General features: G+C 63.4%; 16 protein-coding genes. 5 read left to right on the top strand and 11 right to left on the bottom strand.

The features are described 5' to 3' along the window. Positions 1 to 37: 37 nt before the first annotated feature. Positions 38 to 484 (bottom strand): DUF3717 domain-containing protein, encoded by a 447-nt coding sequence (locus LWW96_RS04325; protein WP_291484443.1) that lies wholly within the window; start codon positions 482 to 484, stop codon positions 38 to 40. A gap of 212 nt (positions 485 to 696) precedes the next feature. Then, on the bottom strand, positions 697 to 1389 hold the full coding sequence (locus tag LWW96_RS04320) for a TerC family protein (protein WP_291484442.1): 693 nt from the start codon (positions 1387 to 1389) through the stop codon (positions 697 to 699). Positions 1390 to 1909: 520 nt separating this feature from the next. On the opposite strand from LWW96_RS04320, the gene LWW96_RS04315 reads away from it, so the two are divergent. The 3 genes from LWW96_RS04315 to LWW96_RS04305 all read left to right on the top strand — a co-directional run bounded on the left by LWW96_RS04315 (position 1910) and on the right by LWW96_RS04305 (position 3629). Continuing rightward, positions 1910 to 2635 (top strand): TerC family protein, encoded by a 726-nt coding sequence (locus LWW96_RS04315; RefSeq protein WP_291484441.1) that lies wholly within the window; start codon positions 1910 to 1912, stop codon positions 2633 to 2635. 87 nt (positions 2636 to 2722) lie between these two features. Further along, positions 2723 to 3178 carry a hypothetical protein gene (locus LWW96_RS04310; RefSeq protein WP_291484440.1) on the top strand — a complete coding sequence of 152 codons (456 nt, stop codon included), beginning with the start codon at positions 2723 to 2725 and terminating at the stop codon, positions 3176 to 3178. Between the two features lie 97 nt (positions 3179 to 3275). Next, entirely contained in the window at positions 3276 to 3629 is a 354-nt protein-coding gene (locus LWW96_RS04305; RefSeq protein WP_291484439.1) for a phage holin family protein, read from the top strand. Here the strand turns inward: LWW96_RS04305 and LWW96_RS04300 are convergent. Continuing rightward, positions 3597 to 5117, bottom strand: a complete 1521-nt coding sequence (locus LWW96_RS04300; protein ID WP_291484533.1) for a M48 family metalloprotease — start codon at positions 5115 to 5117, stop codon at positions 3597 to 3599. The two genes, LWW96_RS04305 and LWW96_RS04300, sit on opposite strands and share 33 nt — an antisense overlap. A 164-nt stretch (positions 5118 to 5281) precedes the next feature. Here LWW96_RS04300 and moaC point away from each other — a divergent pair, with 164 nt between their 5' ends. Next, the gene (moaC, locus tag LWW96_RS04295) at positions 5282 to 5773 is read left to right on the top strand and encodes a cyclic pyranopterin monophosphate synthase MoaC (RefSeq protein ID WP_291484438.1); all 492 of its coding nucleotides are present in this window, start codon (positions 5282 to 5284) and stop codon (positions 5771 to 5773) included. A 118-nt stretch (positions 5774 to 5891) separates the two neighbouring features. On the opposite strand, the gene LWW96_RS22205 is transcribed toward moaC, so the two are convergent. After that, positions 5892 to 6431 carry a pilin gene (locus LWW96_RS22205; RefSeq protein WP_366117930.1) on the bottom strand — a complete coding sequence of 180 codons (540 nt, stop codon included), beginning with the start codon at positions 6429 to 6431 and terminating at the stop codon, positions 5892 to 5894. A gap of 161 nt (positions 6432 to 6592) precedes the next feature. Between LWW96_RS22205 and LWW96_RS04290 the strand changes: the two genes are divergently transcribed. Then, positions 6593 to 9580, top strand: coding sequence for a fused MFS/spermidine synthase (locus LWW96_RS04290; protein ID WP_291484437.1), 2988 nt, complete (start codon positions 6593 to 6595; stop codon positions 9578 to 9580). Here the strand turns inward: LWW96_RS04290 and LWW96_RS04285 are convergent. The 7 genes from LWW96_RS04285 to LWW96_RS04255 all read right to left on the bottom strand — a co-directional run bounded on the left by LWW96_RS04285 (position 9577) and on the right by LWW96_RS04255 (position 18629). After that, entirely contained in the window at positions 9577 to 10338 is a 762-nt protein-coding gene (locus LWW96_RS04285) for a hypothetical protein (protein WP_291484436.1), read from the bottom strand. The genes LWW96_RS04290 and LWW96_RS04285 overlap by 4 nt on opposite strands. Before the next feature lie 86 nt (positions 10339 to 10424). Beyond that, a complete protein-coding gene (locus tag LWW96_RS04280; RefSeq protein ID WP_291484435.1) occupies positions 10425 to 10973 on the bottom strand; it encodes a pilin in 549 nt (182 codons plus the stop codon). A gap of 321 nt (positions 10974 to 11294) precedes the next feature. After that, positions 11295 to 12095: a 3',5'-cyclic-nucleotide phosphodiesterase gene (locus LWW96_RS04275; RefSeq protein WP_291484434.1), complete on the bottom strand. Its 801-nt coding sequence runs from the start codon at positions 12093 to 12095 to the stop codon at positions 11295 to 11297. Positions 12096 to 12123: 28 nt separating this feature from the next. Next, the gene (locus LWW96_RS04270) at positions 12124 to 14385 is read right to left on the bottom strand and encodes an adenylate/guanylate cyclase domain-containing protein (RefSeq protein WP_291484433.1); all 2262 of its coding nucleotides are present in this window, start codon (positions 14383 to 14385) and stop codon (positions 12124 to 12126) included. A gap of 95 nt (positions 14386 to 14480) precedes the next feature. After that, positions 14481 to 15140: an FHA domain-containing protein gene (locus LWW96_RS04265; RefSeq protein WP_291484432.1), complete on the bottom strand. Its 660-nt coding sequence runs from the start codon at positions 15138 to 15140 to the stop codon at positions 14481 to 14483. Between the two features lie 46 nt (positions 15141 to 15186). Continuing rightward, positions 15187 to 15975 carry a Stp1/IreP family PP2C-type Ser/Thr phosphatase gene (locus LWW96_RS04260; protein WP_291484431.1) on the bottom strand — a complete coding sequence of 263 codons (789 nt, stop codon included), beginning with the start codon at positions 15973 to 15975 and terminating at the stop codon, positions 15187 to 15189. Positions 15976 to 15992: 17 nt separating this feature from the next. After that, positions 15993 to 18629 carry a serine/threonine-protein kinase gene (locus LWW96_RS04255; protein WP_291484430.1) on the bottom strand — a complete coding sequence of 879 codons (2637 nt, stop codon included), beginning with the start codon at positions 18627 to 18629 and terminating at the stop codon, positions 15993 to 15995. Positions 18630 to 18731 lie beyond the last annotated feature (102 nt).

The following is an 18731-nucleotide window of genomic DNA, read 5'->3' as shown; positions in this document are numbered from 1 at the left end:
GTACAGGGGTGGATGCGCGTTTTCCCGGCAGCGGCGGCTACGCGGCATCCGCCGGCGCGGGGGGTGCGGGCGCGGCAGGGCCTTCGGCGGCCCGTTCCGCATAGCGGTTGAAGCGCCAGGCCGAATGCTCCAGCGTGATGCGCCGCCACACCGCGCGCTTTTCGGCAGGGCTGAACGCGGGCCAGAACTGCACCTCGTCGAAGGTGCGGCCGCAGCCCTTGCACAGGTCGTCCCCCTGGCTGGTGGAGCAGATGGCGATGCAGGGCGTGTCCGGCGTGGTGTCGTACCAGGCCAGCCAGGCGGCCAGCGCCTCGGGGGGCAGCGCGCCGTCTTCGACCGCCTCTTCGCGGCGGAAAACCATCCGGGCGTACACCTCGGCCAGTGCCTGCACCGGCGGCGCCAGCCCCATGCGGTCACACGCCGGCGCGCGCTGCCGCCAGTGGTTGATGGCGGCTTCGATGTCGGTGATGTGGATGGCGGTCATGGTCGTGCGCGGGGGCTGGATGATAGCCGCCCCGGCGGGCACGGGTTCCCGAGGGGGTTTTGCCGCCGTGCGTTCGGCGCGGCGGCGCCAAAAACGCACATCCCCGCGCGGGCCGAGGCCGGGGCGGGGATGTGGGTGCGAAAGCTGGGGAGCCGCCGCGCAGCGGTCCCGCGGCCTTTGACGGAGACCTAGGAGTTCAGGCGCTCAGGCCCTCAGGCGGGCGTCGCCGACGAGGCCTTGCGGCCCTGCAGGTACTTGCCGGTGGCCACCACCAGCACGGCGCCCAGCACCGCAGCGGCGTAGAACCCGAAGGAGTGGTGGGGCACGATGGGCTCGATCATCTTGTCGGACACGATGGTTTCGCCCCCCACCCAGCCGATCAGGGCAGCGCCCAGCGTCACGATGACCGGGTAGCGGGTCATGATCTTGATCATCAGCGTGCTGCCGAAAATCACGATCGGGATGGCAATGGCCAGGCCCAGCACCAGCAGCGCCATGTTGCCGTTGGCGGCGGCGGCCACGCCGATCACGTTGTCCAGGCTCATCACCAGGTCGGCCACCAGGATGGTGCGGATGGCCGCCATCAGGCCACTTTGCTTGGCTTCTTCGCCCGAGTCTTCGTCATCCCCCTCGTTGAGCAGCTGCACGCCGATCCACAGCAGCAGCACCCCGCCCGCCAGCTGCAGCCAGGGCAGCTGCATGAGTTTGACGGCCACGATGGTGAGCGCCACGCGCAGCACCACGGCGGCGGCCGTGCCCCAGAAGATGGCCTGCTTCTGCTGGCGCGGCTCCAGGCTGCGTGCGGCCAGCGCGATCACCACCGCGTTGTCCCCCGAGAGGATGATGTTGATCCAGATGATCTGGGCCAGGCCGATCCAGAAAGCCTGGTTGGAGAGCAATTCCATGGGTTGTCCGTTCTAAGAATGTTGTCGTCTGTGCTGCGGCGGGACGCCAAGGCGGGCTGCGCGCGCCCGCATGTGCGGGGGGATGAGTTTATGCAAGCAAGACCCTGCGACCTATGCGTAATTGTTCGTACGGCGCCGTTTCCGTCTCCCTTGGACGCACAGGGTTAATGGAAAAAAACCGTGAATCGAAGGGAAATTCTTACAATGCCGTCCACTCCAAAGGGGAGTAGCTCCAAGGCACGCAAACCCATTCTTTCCGGGTTGCGCGGCTATGACGGCGGGTCGTCAGTACGGTGGCATACACAGCCACCCGGCCCGTCGGGCGCACGCGCAGCGTGTGCTGAGCAAGACCTTTGATGGCCCTGCATCGCGGGGTGATCAAGGTCGTCCTTTGCCTCAACGGTTCGTTGGCTGCCAGGCTCCCTGATCCCCCTCTCGAAGCCGGCCGCTTTCGCGGACAGACCCCAAGCCTGCACCAGGCAACGGGAAAGTTCTTTGCCCCTGGACAACCGAGGACCGTATGGATTTTTTGGCTTCCCCTGAATTCTGGCTTGCACTGGGCCAGATCATCATCATCGACATCCTGCTGGGCGGCGACAACGCCGTCGTGATTGCGCTGGCCTGCCGCAAGCTGCCCCCGGCGCAGCGCACCAAGGGCATCATCTGGGGCACAGCGGGCGCGATCGTGCTGCGCGTGGTTCTCATCGCGTTTGCCATGACGCTGCTGGCGCTGCCCTTCCTCAAGTTCGTGGGCGCCCTGCTGCTGGTGTGGATCGGCGTGAAGCTGCTGGCCCCCGACGAGGAGGGCCACGGCGACGTGCAAGGCAGCGACCGGCTGCTGGCCGCCATCAAGACCATCATCGTGGCCGACCTGGTGATGAGCGTGGACAACGTGATCGCCATCGCCGGCGCCGCCCAGAACGCGGGCGACCATTCGTTCCTGCTGGTCGTGCTGGGCCTGCTGATCTCCATTCCCATCATCGTCTGGGGCAGCCAGCTGGTCATCAAGCTGATGGAGCGCTTTCCGTTCATCATCACGCTCGGCGGCATGCTGCTGGGCTGGATCGCGGGCGGGATGCTGGTGAGCGACCCTGCGCTGTCGAACCCCGACCAGTGGCAGTGGATGCTGAAGCTGCCGCAAACCGACGCCGTCAAATACGGCGCGAGCGTGGCCGGAGCCCTGCTGGTGCTGCTGGCAGGCAAAATGGTGCTGGCCCGCCGTGCGGCGGCCAGCCCCGCGCCATAAGGGAGCAGGGCGGACGGCCCTCGTGTGATACATCGACCGGGTGCGGCGCCGTCCCGTGCGCGCCGCCCGGTCCCCCAAGGAGGCAGTATGGACAACCGGGTCATTGTGTATGTGGACGACGCCGCCTACGCGCGGCAGATGCTCGCGCCCTTGTTCGCACGGGACGCCTCGGCGCAGACGCAGTGGGTGCTGGTGGCCTGCGCCCCACGCATGACGCACCGCATCAGCAAGTGGGTGAGCCACCGGGCGCGCGAAAACTGGCGCATCAAGTGGGCGGACAAACTGTTCGCGCAGATCCTCCCCTGGCTGCAGGTGCCAGCAAGCCGCGTCACCACGGTGCTCGCCAAAGGGCCGCTGAACGAGCTGACCGACCAGCTGCAGCCCGCAGGCGGCCCCACCGCCCAGGTGGTGGACGCGCGGCGCCCCAAGGCAGACCAGCCCGAAGACCCGCCCCCCCCGGAAGGGCGCTGGTCACCCCTGCCGGGCACGCTGGGCAGCGTGCTCACCGGCATCGGTGCGCTGTGGCTGCTGGGCCTGGACTGACGGGCCGCGCCCGCGGGCTCGGCGCCCCCGGCCGGGCCGCCCGCACGCCGCCGGCACCGCATTGCCCTGCAGGAAACGCGGGTGCTATTCTCCGCCCATGAAACTCCTCTTGAAATGGCTGCTCAGCGCCGCAGCGCTGCTGTTCGTGGCCTATGTCTACAGCGGCGTGCAAGTGCAGAGCTTTACCTCCGCGCTGATCGCCGCGTTTGTCATCGGGCTGTTCAACGTGGTGCTGCGGCCCGTGCTGGTGGTGCTGACCCTGCCGGTCACCATCGTCACCGTGGGCCTGTTCCTTTTTGTCATCAACGCGCTGATGTTCTGGGCGGCGGCCAGCGTGCTGAGCGGCTTCCACGTCAACGGCTTCGGGGCAGCCCTGCTGGGCTCGCTGATCTATTCCGTGCTCGGGGTGATCATCGAGTCAGCGCTCGGCGGCCTGTTCACGAAGCAGTGATTCCACCGCGCGCAGGCGGGTGTCGATGATCGACGCCTCGATGTGGTCCACCTCGGGGCCGCCCCTGCGCGCCAGGTCCTGCCCGGCCTTGAAGCGGTCCACCGCCGCGGCGTAGTCGTATCGCGCAGCCTGCGCCTCGGCGTCGGCGCGCACGGCCCGCAGCGCCTGGCCCTGCGCTTGCCAGGTGGAGGCCAGCAATTGCCACACGGTCGCGTCCCGCGGGTGGGTGGCCACCCAGGTCTGCAGCGCGCCCGTGCCTTCGGCGGCCCGCCCGGCACGCAGCAGTGCCTGGGTGCGCAGCACCAGCTCGGGACGGCGGATCGGGTTGCCACTGCCGGCGCCGCCCGCAGGGCCCGCGCCGGCCGCGGGCAGGGCGGCCAGGGCCGCAGTCGGGTCGCCCGCGGCCAGCTCAATCTCGGCGGCCAGCAGCTGCACCTGGCGGTGCGCGGCGGCGTCCTGGCCCACCAGCTCCTCCAGCTTGCGGGCGGCCCGGCGGGCCCCGTTGGCGTCGCGCAGCTGGCTGCTGCCCAGGGCTGCGGCATACAGCGCGCCCACGCGGCGGGCCAGCGGCTGCGCGGCAAATCCCGTCCCCTGGGGCTCCGCCACCCACTGGCGCAGCGTGTCCACGCCGGGGTTGGACAGCACCCGCGCCCGCGCCGCCACCATCGCGTGCTCCAGCTGCACCGGGGCCGGGCCTGCCACCGGCGGGGTCCCGGCAGGGATGCGTGAATGCATGTCGGCCATCCGCTCGGTGGTCAGCGGGTGGCTGCGCAGGTAGGGCCACGACCCGTTGTCGTTGAGCCGGTTGGCCTGCTGGAGCTTGTCGAACATGCTCACAAAACCCTGGGGCGCAAAGCCCGCGGGCTCCATCAGGCCGTAGCCAATGCGGTCCGCCTCGCGTTCCATGTCGCGCGAGAAGTTGAGCTGGTTCTGGATGGCCAAGGCCTGCCCGCCCACCACCAGGGCCTGCGTGGCGCCCGGGTTCTTGCTGGCCGCCAGCGCGCCCAGCACCATCGCGCCCAGCAGCAGGGGCGTTTGCTTGCTCTGCTGGGTGATCAGGCGCGAGATATGGCGCTGCGTGACATGGCTCAGTTCATGGGCCAGCACCGAGGCCAGCTCGTCGCGGCTGGTCACCACCCCGATAAGCCCCAGATGCACCCCCAGGTAGCCCCCCGGCAGGGCAAACGCATTCACCGTGCGGTCGCGCCCCAGCAGAATCTCCCAAGCAAAGCGCTCATCCAGTTCCGGCGACAGCTCCCCCCGCGCCCGCGCCGCCGCCAGCAGCGGCTGCCACAGGCTCTGCACATACTCCCCGACGACCGCGTCGTCCAGATAGTCCGGGTCCCGGTACAGCTCGCGGATGATGCGGTCGCCCAAGCGGCGCTCGGCGCTGGTGGTGAGATCGCTGTTGTCGCCCAGCGTGGGCAGACTGGCCTGCGCTGTGGCCAGCGGGGCCGCTACCAGGCAGGGAAACGCTACAAATAATATAGCTGCCAGCGCTTTACTGGCAACACCAAAAGGCTTTTTTGGCTTAAATTTCGGCACGCGGATCCTCGTTCATCCCCAAGGCCACCCCACCGGCCCGCCGGCGGGTGCTAACGCCGTATGATGCCCCCGGTTCTGAATTGTTTCCCAACCGCCCCGCAGCAGCCATGCCCGAATCCACCCCACCCACCCTCACCCATTTCGACGCCCAGGGCCAGGCCCACATGGTGGACGTCGGCGCCAAGCCCGCCACCCACCGCGTCGCCGTAGCCTCTGGCCGCATCGAAATGCAGCCCGAAACCCTGGCCTTGATCGCCTCAGGAACCGCAAAAAAAGGCGACGTGCTGGGCGTCGCGCGCATCGCGGGCATCATGGCCGCCAAGAAGACCAGCGACCTGATCCCCCTGTGCCACCCCCTCGCCCTGACCCGCGTGGCCCTGGATTTTGAACTGCAGCCAGACCGCAATTCCGTGCAATGCACCGCCACCGTCGAAACCGTGGGGCCGACCGGGGTCGAGATGGAGGCGCTGACGGCGGTGCAGGTGGCCTTGCTGACCGTTTATGACATGTGCAAGGCGGTGGACCGGGGGATGTCCATTCAAGGCGTTGGGGTAGTAGAAAAGCGGGGGGGAAAGTCAGGCACCTTCATGCAGAAGTAAAAATTCCCGCGTGCGCTTCGTGTCATGCCTACGACCTCACTAAATAGTGGCCTGCAACGGCAAGCGCCAATCTTGCTACGGTCCAGATCTCTACTAAAACTGCAGCAGAAAGCTACGCTCAGCGGCAATCTGGAGGAGCAAATTTGGCAGGCAACGAACCCAACGACCCCCCCATTCCTCGGGCGGTCGAGACCCCACCGCTGTCAGACTGGCAACTCCAGTCAATAGGACCCGTGTCCTGGGTTCCATAAGATGTACCTAGTGGCTGAAGCGCCGCTGAGGCGTGTACCCATGGGGACAACACGACGGTTCTGTTCCCTACTGGACCAGCTTCATTGCTGAAAGTAACCGTCACTTCTCCATCCGTGGCATCCCCCGGCGCACTTGTCGCTAGGACGCTCGTTACGTACTTGCTCGATGCACCCTTATTGTTTGCCTGCGCGTTCCAAGTCGCAATAGTGGTTTCAAGGTCGACGGCTGCAGCCGAACCGATCCCAATCTCATGTTTGATCGCATCGGCAATCGCCAACCCCTCGATCACTCGCGCTCGAGTGGTATGTGCTTGATAAGCGGGCAGCGCTAATCCCGCCAACACCCCAATGATCGCCACGACGACCATGAGTTCGATCAAAGTTAACCCCTTGACTCTCCATCGCATTATCATCGGTTAGCCCATCTAGTTTGGGGAACACGAAGCAAATACCGTTCCTACACGGATCCCGCAAAAGGTCGCACAGCCCGACCCGACGGCTCTCCGTGCTCCTGGCGAGCATCTTGCTTAGTTTGAATAATTCCAAGAATTCACAGACTACCAACATCATGAGTTCAACGCATCGAAGTTCGCGATACTGGCTTTATATCATCTTCGTCTTGTCTGGCTTTGCCGGCCTTATTTATCAGTCAATTTGGTCTCAATACCTTGGGCTGTTTTTAGGCCATGCCGCCTATGCGCAAGCATTTGTTTTGACAATTTTTATGGGAGGCATGGCAGCTGGTGCCGCCTGGATTTCAAATGTTGGGGAGCGCTGGCGCGATCTGCTCCGCTGGTACGCGCTGGTTGAGGCTGCAATAGGTTTCTTTGGTCTTGTATTTCACTGGTTTTTTACTACAGCCAGCACAGTGAGCTTTGAATGGATTATTCCCTCTCTAAGCCAACCCTGGGCCATCAATGTTACTCGCTGGCTCGTAGCAGCCATCCTTATTCTTCCGCAGACCATATTACTTGGAATGACCTTTCCATTAATGAGTGGAGGGCTCATACGCCGGTTTCCCACATACCAGGGTCGCATGTTGGGGGGGCTCTATTTCACCAACAGCATAGGTGCCGCGGCAGGTGCTCTTGTATCCACTTTCGTATTAATTCCCCGCGTGGGGTTGCCGGGTGCTGTATTTGCGGCAGGAGTTTTGAACTTCGTAGTTGCTGGTATAGCATGGCAGTTGGCCAAGAGCTCTGAACCCCAGATTTTCAAAAATGACGAGCAAAATCGTTCTAAAGAACTTCCCTTATTGCGCGTTGTCTTGACAGCAACTGCTTTATCCGGTGCAGCGTCTTTTGCCTACGAAATAGTCTGGATTCGCATGTTGAGCATGGCCGTTGGCAGCACCATGCACGCATTTGAGCTCATGCTTGCAGCGTTCATTGCAGGCATAGCTTTCGGAGGCCTTTGGATCAGGCGCCGAGCGGATAGTGCGACTGCGCCACTGCAACTGGTAGGTTGGCTGCAGGTAGCCATGGGCATCGCAGCGCTCGCGTCGCTGCTTGTGTACGCGAATTCATTTGCTTGGGTTGGATGGCTGATGCAATCGCTGGCAAAGACGGATGGGGGATACGCTCTTTTCAACTTTGGCACCGCCTCTATTGCGATCGCAATTATGTTCCCGGCAGCTTTTTTTGCCGGAACTACGTTACCCTTATTTACTGTAGCTCTGCTAAGAGCAGGTCTCGGCGAACGAGTCATAGGTCGCGTTTATGCTTGGAACACATTGGGCGCAATTTTTGGAGTCTATTTAGCCGTTCATTTGCTAATTCCCAATATTGGTCTAAAGCTTGCACTTTGCGTTGCCGCACTAGCCGATATTGGGGTTGGCTTCTATTTCTTACGCATACATGCCGCGGATAGTAGATCTCGACGACAATTGGTATTCGGGGGAGGAGTAGCCATCTGTGCCTTAATCATTGCGGTTCGGACTCCGTTCGACCCGACGATAGTGGCGTCTGGAGTCTACCGGCATGGCAAGCCAAGCATTAACTCCAGCGATGAAATCATATATTACAAAGATGGAAAAACTGCCAGCGTCGCGCTACTGTTATCAAAAAGCGGTAGCGCTTCGATCTCAACGAATGGCAAAACTGATGCCGCGGTTCAAATCGGCGATGGCGCACCCACGGCTGATGAGCCGACCATGGTACTTCTCGGAGGTATTCCACTTTCGCTACATGACGCCCCAAAGAAGGTCGGCGTTATTGGATTTGGATCAGGGATGACAACCCACACGTTACTCGGAGACCACCGCGTGGAGCAGGTGGACACCATCGAAATAGAACCATCCATGGTGCAAGGCGCCAAACTCTTCGGCAATCGAGTAGATCGATCATTTAACGACATTCGCTCAAACATCATAATTGAAGATGCCAAAGCATATCTTGCAGGACAAAACCGAAAATATGATGTATTAATTTCAGAGCCGTCCAATCCGTGGATTAGTGGAGTCGGCTCCCTCTTTTCAGAGGAATTTTACAAGTTTGTACCTAAGCATATTAATGAAGATGGCATTTTTGTACAATGGATTCAGTTGTACGAAATCAACGATACGCTCTTAGCATCCATTCTCAATGCATTGACCCCAGCCTTTGAAGACTACGCAGCATGGTTCGGCTCCCAGACGGATCTGATCTTGGTCGCAAAGCCTAAGGGGCATATCACCACTAATGACTGGAAGCGCATCGAGAAGTCCCCCGAATTGAAAAAAGATTTGGCCCGCATCGGGGTTGCCCATGGCGACCATCTGGCATTCAGAAAAGTTGCCAATGCAGAGATGATTCGAGCACTGGCCGGCCTTTCCGGCAATACACGCACCAATTCTGATTATTACCCCATACTTAGCTTAGACGCTCCCAAGACTCGTTTCAGAGGAGATAATGCTGAATCGACGCTATCAATACCCTTAACAATGCGGTCATATTTGGAAGCCCTGCACGTCAGCGGGCCTTTGCCGTCCAGTACACCAACATTAGGGAAAACATACTTCCCTCCGGAGGCGGCAACGAACATTGCGCGCGCATTGGTTGCCGAAATAACCGGGCAAACAGTTCCACAAGCCCTTCCGGTCATTGCGCTGCGGGATATCGGCAAGCAATGCAGCGCTCGGTGGACAGAATATCAGTACCGCACCCTCGTCAATAGCATTTCGGAGTTAGCAGAAAGGACCATGGATTTTCTTCCCGCAAATGCTCTAGTCGGGACGTGGATTAATCCCACTTGGATTACTTGCGATCAAATACCGGAAGATCTAAACAGAGCCCTACAGATTTTAGGGGCGCAATCAGCAAGAGATTACGAAAAGATGGAAGAGCTGGGTCGTAAGTGGTTTACTCAACGACCGACTTCCCAATATTCTCGTATAGCGTTTGATGGCATCGCCTGGACAGCATGGAGCGCGGCACTGATATCGCAAAAGCGTTGGAAAGATCTAGAAGAAGCCTCCATGGATAATTTTGAAAACTCATCCTTTAAGCCCGAACACAAGATTATGCGCACATTCACTCACAACCTTGCAACACAGGCCATTGCCCGCTCTACCCATTAAATAAAGCCATCTAAAGGAAGAAAACCCATCGGCTTCAAGGTACCGACATTCAAAACAATAATCCAGTCTAGGCTAAGGCGGCTCACCAAGGGCACCCAGACTAGATCTGGATTTTTTTCTGTGGCTGCGGCTTGATGGGCTATAGCTTCAATTTTTTTTCGTTGGGCTGGGTATTTATTAATGAGGTCCGCCAAGGGGCGTGAGCGGTTACGGATATCTTCTGCACTTAGTGAAATATCCTGCCAATAGACAGGGCGTTGACTAGGGCCGATGTCCGCCAAGAGATCATCAAAGCGCTGAAGACGCTCCGCTTCTGACGCAGGTGCACGTAGACCTGCCACGACGTAGCCGCGCAAACTCCAAGGGAGAATCCAATCCTCTAATAAGGGATGTGATTGCTCGGGCACATCGGCGTAGGTAACCATGCGAAATCGATCAGTTTCGAAAATTAGAGCCAACGGCCTGGCAACGATCAGTGCATTCACTCCATAGAACAAAGCTGAACATTGAATACCTGCAACCAATAGCATATCAATAAAGAGAGCGCGCTGACTTTTTGAAGATCGGTACAGCAGTGCTGTTAACAAAGGCCCTGATGTGAACAAGCCTAGAATGCAAAGGCCATACAGGCTGTTCCGTCCAGCCAACTCACCTAGTCCTGTTGGAAACCAATAAATGAAAACGATGTAACCTACCCCCGCTATCGCAACAAGAGTGCCCAGGGAATGAAATATGAATGCCCTAAGTTGGGCAGACAAGAATGGTGGAGAGCGGTTTACGCGCATAGGACGGGCAAGAGACAAAAAAAAACCCGCTGACGCGGGTTTTTAAATTTCAGGCCAACTCAACGGCAATCGTTCGGAGCGAACTTGGCCTTCAGTGTACCTGCGCCTGCAATGGGCTCAAGCTTACGAGCAGTGGATACTGCATGCGTATCGGACGAGCAACCCCAATCAACAGAGCCCGTGACGGGAGCGGCGCTAGTGAAGTTGCCCGCCAGCGCGACAGGATTTGCGCCGCCCGCTTGAATGTACGGCGTGTAAATCAATGTTGCACCGTCAACGTTGATATTACCCACGTTTGCTTTATTGAACGCAACCGTGATTTCGCCAGTGTCGTCAGCCATTTTCACCGACTTCACATACTTGCTAATAGCACCGTTACCGCCAGCCTGCGCGTTCCAAGTGTCAGCAGCCGCCTTCAATTCAACAGCAGTGTTAGCTTCGCCCACCAGTTGCTTAGCACTTGAAGCAAGACCCACACCTTCCGTAACGCGTGCGCGGATCGTGTAGTCTTGGTAAGCCGGCAGCGCCACGGCCGCCAGAATACCAATAATCGCCACCACGATCATCAATTCGATCAGGGTGAAACCCTTTTGCATCATCTGCTTCATACGAAACTCCTTGGAGGTCAATTGCAATTAACAACCTGCAGAACAGCTCTCCAGGTCTGATGAATTAACAGCATTTCCCATGCCAGCCTGCGGATTGATCGGTGCCCGAGGGCTGAGGGGGAGCACCACTCGTCATCCCCGCGCTTTTGACTCGGAAGGGCGCGTTGATCGCATTTCTTGACAATTTTGTCCCGTCAAGAGTGTCAGCAAGTGCGTCGAATGTTGCGCGTTGTGCGCGAAGTGTCAGGCTGGGACCTTTTTCGACTCTCCGAAGAGCGTTGCCTTGACAGGCCGTCTGCCCGCCGAGGGTTCGCTTCCCGCCTACACCCTAAACTCGTCTCCAGACCGCAGCCAATGGATCGGCTGCATGCGGCCGCCAGGGGCCTGCCGCGAGACAGGGTCCGAGGAAAGCAGGGCGCGGATTTCTTCGGCGATGATTTCCGTTTCGGCCGGCTTGGCGTGGGTGATGTAGATGCTGCACCCGGGCTGCCTAAGCGAATTGAGTTCCTCCAGCAAGGTGCGCGGCGCCAAGTGCAGGGCCCGGCGCGCCAGTGCGGCCTCGCGCTGGCTGAACGCCGTCTCGATGACCAGCATGGCCAGCGGTAGATCGTTCACACGCTCCCAGAACGCGGGGTTGCGCTCGGTATCGCCCGTAAACGCCCACCAGCCCGCCTCGCCGCGGAGGGCGTAGCCCAGGGCGGGCACGGTGTGTACGGCAGGCAAGGCCTCCAGCAGCAGCCCGGCAACGGTTCGCTGCTCGCCGGCGGCCAGGGGGCAAAAGCGCATGAAGGGCTGGTTTTGCGAGGGGATCGCCTCAAAATCCGGCCAGATGACGTTGTTGAAGACGTGGGCTCGCAGCGCCTCTACGGTGGCCGGAAGGGCATGGATCTGCACGGGCGCGCTGCGCAGCGACCCCACCGCATCCAGCATCAACGGCAGCGCAGCAACATGGTCCAGGTGCGAATGCGTCAGGAACACATGGTCGATCTTGCGCATTTCGTCCAGCGTGAGGTCGCCCACGCCGGTCCCTGCGTCGATGAGGATGCTGTCGTCAATCAGGAAAGCGGTGGTCCGGCAGTCTTTGGCGATGGCTCCGGAGCAGCCCAGTACACGGACTTTCATGGGCTCAGGCGTTGGTTCGGTTCACGACTCACTTGGTATCAAAGCTGGTGGCGCCGTCCCAGTCGGGGTCGAAGGCCCGCCCCTGCAACGCCTGCAGGCGGGTGGCATACAGGCGGTAGAGTTCCTTGGCCGGCGCTGCTTGCTTCAGTTGGGTCAGCAGTGTCTCGCATTGTGGCCAGTCCTGCGCGCGAAAAGCGGCCAGGCATTGTTGCCAAGTGTCTAATTCTTCCGCTTGCTGGAGGGTTTCGGCACCTTGCGAGGCCACCGGTGAATAAATGGCCACGGCCTGGAGCTTGCCTTTGACCCGCACGCGGTCCAGCTCTTGCCAGGCAAACCCCGGTGCCTGGGCCTGGGTGCTTTCACTGGCCACGGTGCGCACGCCGTAGTGCTTGGACAGGCCCTCCAGGCGCGAGGCAAGGTTCACCGCGTCGCCGATCACGGTGTAGCTGCGGCGGATGTCAGAGCCCATGTCGCCGACGCACATGACGCCCGTGTTGATGCCGATGCCGATGCCGATTTCGGGCAGGCCACGCCCACGATGGGCCGCGTTGATTTCGTCCACCGCGCTCTGCATGTCCAGCGCGGCGCGCACTGCCAGTTCTGCGTGCTCGGGTGTGGCCACGGGGGCGCCCCAGAAGGCCATCACGCAGTCGCCCATATATTTGTCGATCGTGCCGCGGTGGCTGCGGATGGTGCGGGTGAGCCGGCTGAACACATCGTTGAGCAGCGCCTGCAGCTGCACGGGCTCCATCTGCTCGGACAAGCTGGTGAAGCCGCGCATGTCGCAGAACATCACGGTGAGTTCCTGGCTCGTGGCCTGCATGCTGTACTTCTCCGGCCGCAAGACCATCTCGTCCACCAGCTCCGGCGGGACGTAGGTGCCGAACAGGGCGGCCAGGCCGCGTTTGGACCGGCTCTCCACAAAATAGCCGTACACCATGTTGAGGGTGAAGGCCAGCACGGCCATGACCAGCACGGTGGCCAGGGGCAGCACCAGGCCTTGCCCAAGATACAGCCACAGGTTGAGCCCCACCAGCACGGCGACGACACCCGCCGTGACCAGCAAGGCGGACAGCGCGGGCAGGACGGGCAGGACCAGCGCAAGCAGCAGCCCCGTAACCAGCAGCTGGGCGGCGTCGAAACCCAGCGCATATTCGGGGCGCACGATGCTCTTGCCATCGAGGAAGGCGGACAGCATGTTGGCGTGGGTTTCCACGCCCGGGTAGGCCCGGCCGACCGGCGTGGCGCGCAGGTCCAGCAGGCCTTGGGCCGTGGAGCCCACCAGCACCGCGCAGCCTTGCAGCTCGTTGGGGGCCAGGCGGCCTGCCAGCACGTCCGAGGCGGGCAGGTACCGGAACGAGCCGCCGCGCACGTCGCCCGGCCCCCGGAACGGGATCAGCGTCGCCAGCCGCTCGTCCACCGGGAGCGCCAGCTCGTGGCTTCCCTGGCGCAGCACCACGCTGCGCAACGTGTCGTGCGTGCCCTGCGGCGTGGGCCGCGCGTAGTCGGGGTGCACCTCGGGCTGGTCGAGCAAGGTCCGGAACATCGCCAGGGCCAGGGATTCGTAATACCTGCCGTCATGCTCGGCCAGCAGGGGCAGCGACCGCACGATGCCGTCGTCGTCGGTAATGGAGTTGAAGAAGCCGGCGGCCGGGGCGGCATCCGCCAGCTGCGGAATGTTGCTGCCATACCCGTTCCAGGCCGTTGCCGACAAGGGCAGGCCGCGAAGCCGTTGCGTGGGCAGCGCGGGCGCCGGCAGCACGCCCCGGGTCCTGCCGTCCCGGTCGCTGGTGAAGTAGTACCCCAGGACCGCGGGCTGGCCTTGCAAGGCCCGGGCAAAAAGCGCGTCGTGGTCCAGCGACGGGGCCAGCCGCGCCAGCTGTTCCCGGAAGGCGGGCTGGCCGCGCAATGGCCCCTGGGCCAGCTCTTCAAGGCGGGCCAGGCCTGAACTGCCATCCGCTTCCGCAAAGAGCACATCGAACCCCAGGACCGCCACCTGCTGGCGCTCGAACAGCTCCCGCGCCAGGGCCGCCAGCTTGTCCCGCCCCCAGGGCCAGTGCCCGACCTGCTCCAGGCTCTTCTCGTCAATGTCGACAATGACGATGCGCTCGTCCAGCGTGCGCGGCATCGTGGCCCGCAGGCGGGCGTCGTAGATGATGTTGTCCAGCCGTTCCAGCACCTGCAGGTGCAAGACGTCTGCAACGTGCAGCAGCCCAAACACCAGCGGCAGCAAGGTGATGGCGGCGCGGCCCCTGTGGCGCCAGAACAGCTGGTGCAGGCGCTGTCGCATGGGTGGGGATCAAGAAAGGGGCTGGAAGGCGCCCTGTGCCGGCCGCGGCAAAAGGGCCGCCACCCGCCGGGCCAGCAGGCCGGGGCCCGTGGCCCTCAGAGCTGCTGGAACTGCATTTCGGTGCCGGCCAGTTCCAGCAGGTCACCGTTTTTCAGGGGCACAGGCGACGACCCGATGGGCGCCCCGTTGAGCAGCGGCATGTCCGGGCCTTCCACATGCGCCAGCACAAAGCCCTGCAGCCGCTTGGTGATCGAGGCCACGGCCACGCCGGGCTTGCCGATGGTGGTCACGACCTTCTGCAGGGACACTTCCCGCCCAGCGGCCGCGCCCGACATGACCCGGATGACCGCCGCCAGGGGGGCGGCAGCGGACGGCTGGGGCATGGGCCGCGGCGCTGCGGCAGCCCCGCCCACGGGGGGCACCATGCCGGGCTTGAAGATCATCGTCTTCTCGAAGTTCTGGCCTTCGGTCTCGTTCAGGAAACGGATCTTGTACTTGCCGACCTCGATGGTGTCACCGCTGCGCAGCTCCTGCCGCTTGACGGCCTTGGCGTTGACATACGTTCCGTTGGTGCTGCCCAGGTCCTCGATCTCAACCTCCGGGCCGGCCATGTGGATCACGGCGTGCTCACCGCTGATGGCGAGGTTGTCAATGACGATGTCGTTGTAGGGACGGCGGCCGAGCGTGGTGCGCTCCTTGGTCAGTTGCACTTCCTTGATGACGACCCCGTCGATTGAAACGATCATTTTGGGCATGATCCACTCCTGATGTAATGCGTAATGTTGTTGTAGTTGAGGCCACTCAAGCGGCACCGAGCAAACGGGACATAAGGCCCCGTTTCTTGCCTCCAGCGGTCGCCTGCACCAGCAGCACACTCACGTTATCACGGCCGCCGTTGGCATTGGCCGTGTCGATGAGCAATGTGGCTTTTTCCTCCAGGGACAAGGGCGCACGCACCAGGTCCGCCAAGTCGTCGTCCGCCACCATGTCGGTCAGGCCGTCCGAGCACATCAGGAAAAGGTCGTTGGGAGCCACCTGAAATTCGTTGACTTCCATCTGGACGTTGGGCTCCACGCCCAGGGCGCGGGTGACGAGATTGCGGTTGCCCGAGAGCGCCGCCTGCTGCGCCGTGAGCAGGCCGGCATCCACCTGCTCCTGCAGCCAGGAATGGTCACGGGTGATCTGCTGCAGCGCCCCGTCCCGCAGCCGGTAGCAGCGGGAATCGCCAATGTGCCCCAGGATGAGCCGGCTGCCATGGAAGACGCCCACCACCAGCGTGGTGCCCATGCCCGCGTACTGCGGGTTGGAGAGCGACGCCCCGAGGATGGCGTGGTTGGCGTTCTCGACGCAGATCTCCAGCGCCCGGCGCACGTCGGTGGTCTGGGGGGATGTGCCTGCCTGGGCCAGCCAGCGGGCCATCTCGGTGCGGATGAACGTGGTGGCCATGCCGCTGGCCACTTCGCCCGCGTTGTATCCGCCCATGCCGTCGGCCAGGATGGCGACCTGCGCATCGCGGTCCACCGCGACCGCGTCTTCATTGTTGGAGCGCACGCGCCCCTTGTCGGTCCGCGCGAAAAATTCGTAGGTCATGGATGTGGAAGCGAACGTCATCGGGCACCGGCCGCAGGCGGGGAGGGAAGCGGTGCATCCCGGCCCGCCGGTGTTGCTGCCATCACGGTTGGGGTGGAATCCGCCATTTCATGCCCTGTTGCGTCGCGCCGTGCATCATAGTCGACTGCTTCTGCCCGCAAAGGGGCTTCCAGGCCCGCCAGCGCGGCGGCTTGCCGCAGGTCAGCCGCGAACTGCCGGCCGGTCTGGTAGCGGGCCTCGGGCCGCTTCTGCAGCGCCAGGGCCACGGCGCGCGCCACCTCCGCCGGCAGGTCCGGGCGCAGCTGGCGGACATCCGGTGCCTCCACGTTGGCGATCTTGTGCATGAGCTCGGGCATCGACTCGCCCCGCAGCGGCAGCGATCCGGTGAGCAGCTGAAACAGGGTCACGCCCAGCGAATACAGGTCGGACCGGCCGTCCACTTTTTTGCCCGCCAGCTGTTCGGGCGACATGAAGCTGGGCGTTCCCAAAACCAGGCCAGTGCGCGTCTTGCTCGCATCCGTGATGCGGGCAATGCCGAAGTCCGTTACCTTCACGGCATCGGTGGCGGGGTCGAACATGATGTTGGCGGGCTTGATGTCGCGGTGCACCACCTGGTGCGCGTGCGCGTAATCCAGCGCGTCAGCCACGCGCGCTGCAATCGACAGCACGGTGGGCACGGGCAGCAGCTGCCCGCTGCGGCAGGCCTGGGCCAGGTCGGCGCCCTTGAGGAATTCCATGGCGATGTAGGCGAGGTCGTGCTCCTCGCCCGCATCAAAGATCGTCACGATGCAGGGATGCTGCAGGCGCCCCGCCGTTTCCGCTTCGCGGAAGAACCGGGCGCGGGCGTCCACCAGCGCATGGCCTTCAAATTCCTCGGCAAGCGCCAGCGTCTTGATGGCGACCACGCGGCCAATCTTCGGGTCCCGGCCCAGGTAGACCACGCCCATGGCCCCCTTGCCGATTTCTCTCTCGATCTGGTAGCGGCCGAGCTGGGGCACCCCTACCGACGCATCGCCGGCCAAGCGGGTGGCGGCTGCCGGCGGCACCGAGGCGGGCGTGCTCGACGGCGTGCCCGGGTCCTTGTGCAGCTGCGCGCGCACGCGCTTGTAGCGGGCATAGGCGTCCCGGAAACCCTTGTTGTGCTGCAGGATGTGCTTGTAGACCGACTTGGCCCGCACGAGATTTCCCTTGCGCTCGAAGTCCTGGCCCAAGTGGTACAGGTTGTCCAGCAGCGCATCACTGGGGGGCAATTTGCGCAAGCGCTCAAAGGCCTTGTCCAGCTGCCCCTGGCCGTGCAAGGCCAGCGCCAGCATGCGGTCCGCCTCGGCCGCCTCGCCCGCATCCCGGGCTGTGCCGGCTGCGCTGGCGCCAGGGGACCAGCGCAGCAGCCAGAGCATGGCCGTGCCCGCCAACAGCGCCAGGGCGCCGGGCACCAGCGTGACCCACAGCCCCGCGTGGCGCAACAACGCCCACTCGGCGCCGACCAGCGCCACGAAGAGCGCGCCCCCCAGCGCCGCCCCTGCCGTGCGCGAAAGGCGGGGGAGCCCGAGGGCGATGCCCAGCAGCGCGACCAGCGCCGCGCCCCAGCCGGCGGCCAGCGCCCACGCGGGCTGGCGCACGCCCAAGCCATGACCCAGTGCGGACACGGCGTGCGCGAGCGCCTCGACGGGCGCCAGGGTCCCCCCGCCACCCACCGCCCAGGGCGCGGCCAGGGTTCCACCGGTTTCGCCCACCAGCACCACCTGGTCCTTGAAGCGCTGCGGCGGCACCGCGCCGTTCAACACCTGCGCCAGCGGCACCACGGGAAACGGCCGCGCCTCTGCCTCCGGCGCGCCGTACCAGCGCGGCAACATCCGGGCCGCAGCATCGGTGGGCGTCAGCAGCCCGCCCACCTGGACCCCGGAGCGGGCCTCGTCCCACCGCACCTCCCGCGGTCCCAGGTGCAGGCTGTGGCGCGCCGCCAGCAAGGCCAGCGAAGGAATGCCCACGTTGTCATAGCGCAGCAGCAGCGGGATGCGCCGGACCGTGCCGTCTCCGTCCGGCGTGGCCAGCCAGTGGCCCACCCCGGCCGCCGCCGTGCCGATCCGGTCGGCCGGATGGCGTGCGGCCGTGGCGGGCACAGCCAACGCGCCGGGGTCTGCCAGCGCACTGCGCTGCGCAAACGGCGGCAGCGGCGCGGGCGTACCACCCGCCACCGCGTACTGCGACGCCAGAAATACATTGCCGGCACGCTGGAGGCTTTCGGCCAGGCGGGCGTCGCCGTCGAGCAGGCGGGCGCCTTCTTCGGCCGCGCGGCCCAGCTCCGCCGCCAGCGCCGAGGTGTCGCCACTGGCGGCGACCGTGGAGCGGATCTTCTGCAGGTAGGCCAGCCCACTGCCGGACTGCGGCCCGTCCAGCGGGGAGAGCAGAACAACCGTCTTGGCGCCGGCGGCCGTGAGTGCGTCGATCAGCCGCGCGTACCCGGCCCGGGCTTCCGGCCCGGTTCCCAGGGCCGCAGCACCCGCTTCGTCAATACCGACCAGGGTGATTCCGGGCGGCGGGGGCACGGCGCCGGCCGCCAGGGCCGTGTCATACAGCCGGTATTCCAGCTGCGCCAAGGCTCCGGTGACGGCAGCAAAGGCGACGACTGCCGCCGCCGCCAAGGCAGCACGCAACCCGTCGGCACGCCCTACGCCCCCCTTCGGTCCCGACAGTGTCCGTCCCACTTGCTCTTGGTCTCCACGCTGGTTTGGGACACATTCAAGCAATATTTACGC

The sequence above is a fragment of the Acidovorax sp. genome, assembly GCF_021287135.1.
Lineage (GTDB): Bacteria > Pseudomonadota > Gammaproteobacteria > Burkholderiales > Burkholderiaceae_C > Acidovorax.
The sequence above is the reverse complement of the archived record's forward strand: the minus strand, read 5'-3'. Positions and strand labels throughout refer to the sequence as shown.

What these genes read in the sequence shown, in the direction of transcription:
- LWW96_RS04260 (WP_291484431.1), bottom strand. Translation starts at nt 15,975, where the DNA reads ATGACCTACGAATTTTTCGCGCGGACCGACAAGGGGCGCGTGCGCTCC.
- LWW96_RS04265 (WP_291484432.1), bottom strand. Translation starts at nt 15,140, where the DNA reads ATGCCCAAAATGATCGTTTCAATCGACGGGGTCGTCATCAAGGAAGTG.
- moaC (WP_291484438.1), top strand. Translation starts at nt 5,282, where the DNA reads ATGCCCGAATCCACCCCACCCACCCTCACCCATTTCGACGCCCAGGGC.
- LWW96_RS04305 (WP_291484439.1), top strand. Translation starts at nt 3,276, where the DNA reads ATGAAACTCCTCTTGAAATGGCTGCTCAGCGCCGCAGCGCTGCTGTTC.
- LWW96_RS04325 (WP_291484443.1), bottom strand. Translation starts at nt 484, where the DNA reads ATGACCGCCATCCACATCACCGACATCGAAGCCGCCATCAACCACTGG.
- LWW96_RS04270 (WP_291484433.1), bottom strand. Translation starts at nt 14,385, where the DNA reads ATGCGACAGCGCCTGCACCAGCTGTTCTGGCGCCACAGGGGCCGCGCC.
- LWW96_RS04280 (WP_291484435.1), bottom strand. Translation starts at nt 10,973, where the DNA reads ATGAAGCAGATGATGCAAAAGGGTTTCACCCTGATCGAATTGATGATC.
- LWW96_RS22205 (WP_366117930.1), bottom strand. Translation starts at nt 6,431, where the DNA reads ATGCGATGGAGAGTCAAGGGGTTAACTTTGATCGAACTCATGGTCGTC.
- LWW96_RS04315 (WP_291484441.1), top strand. Translation starts at nt 1,910, where the DNA reads ATGGATTTTTTGGCTTCCCCTGAATTCTGGCTTGCACTGGGCCAGATC.
- LWW96_RS04290 (WP_291484437.1), top strand. Translation starts at nt 6,593, where the DNA reads ATGAGTTCAACGCATCGAAGTTCGCGATACTGGCTTTATATCATCTTC.
- LWW96_RS04320 (WP_291484442.1), bottom strand. Translation starts at nt 1,389, where the DNA reads ATGGAATTGCTCTCCAACCAGGCTTTCTGGATCGGCCTGGCCCAGATC.
- LWW96_RS04310 (WP_291484440.1), top strand. Translation starts at nt 2,723, where the DNA reads ATGGACAACCGGGTCATTGTGTATGTGGACGACGCCGCCTACGCGCGG.
- LWW96_RS04275 (WP_291484434.1), bottom strand. Translation starts at nt 12,095, where the DNA reads ATGAAAGTCCGTGTACTGGGCTGCTCCGGAGCCATCGCCAAAGACTGC.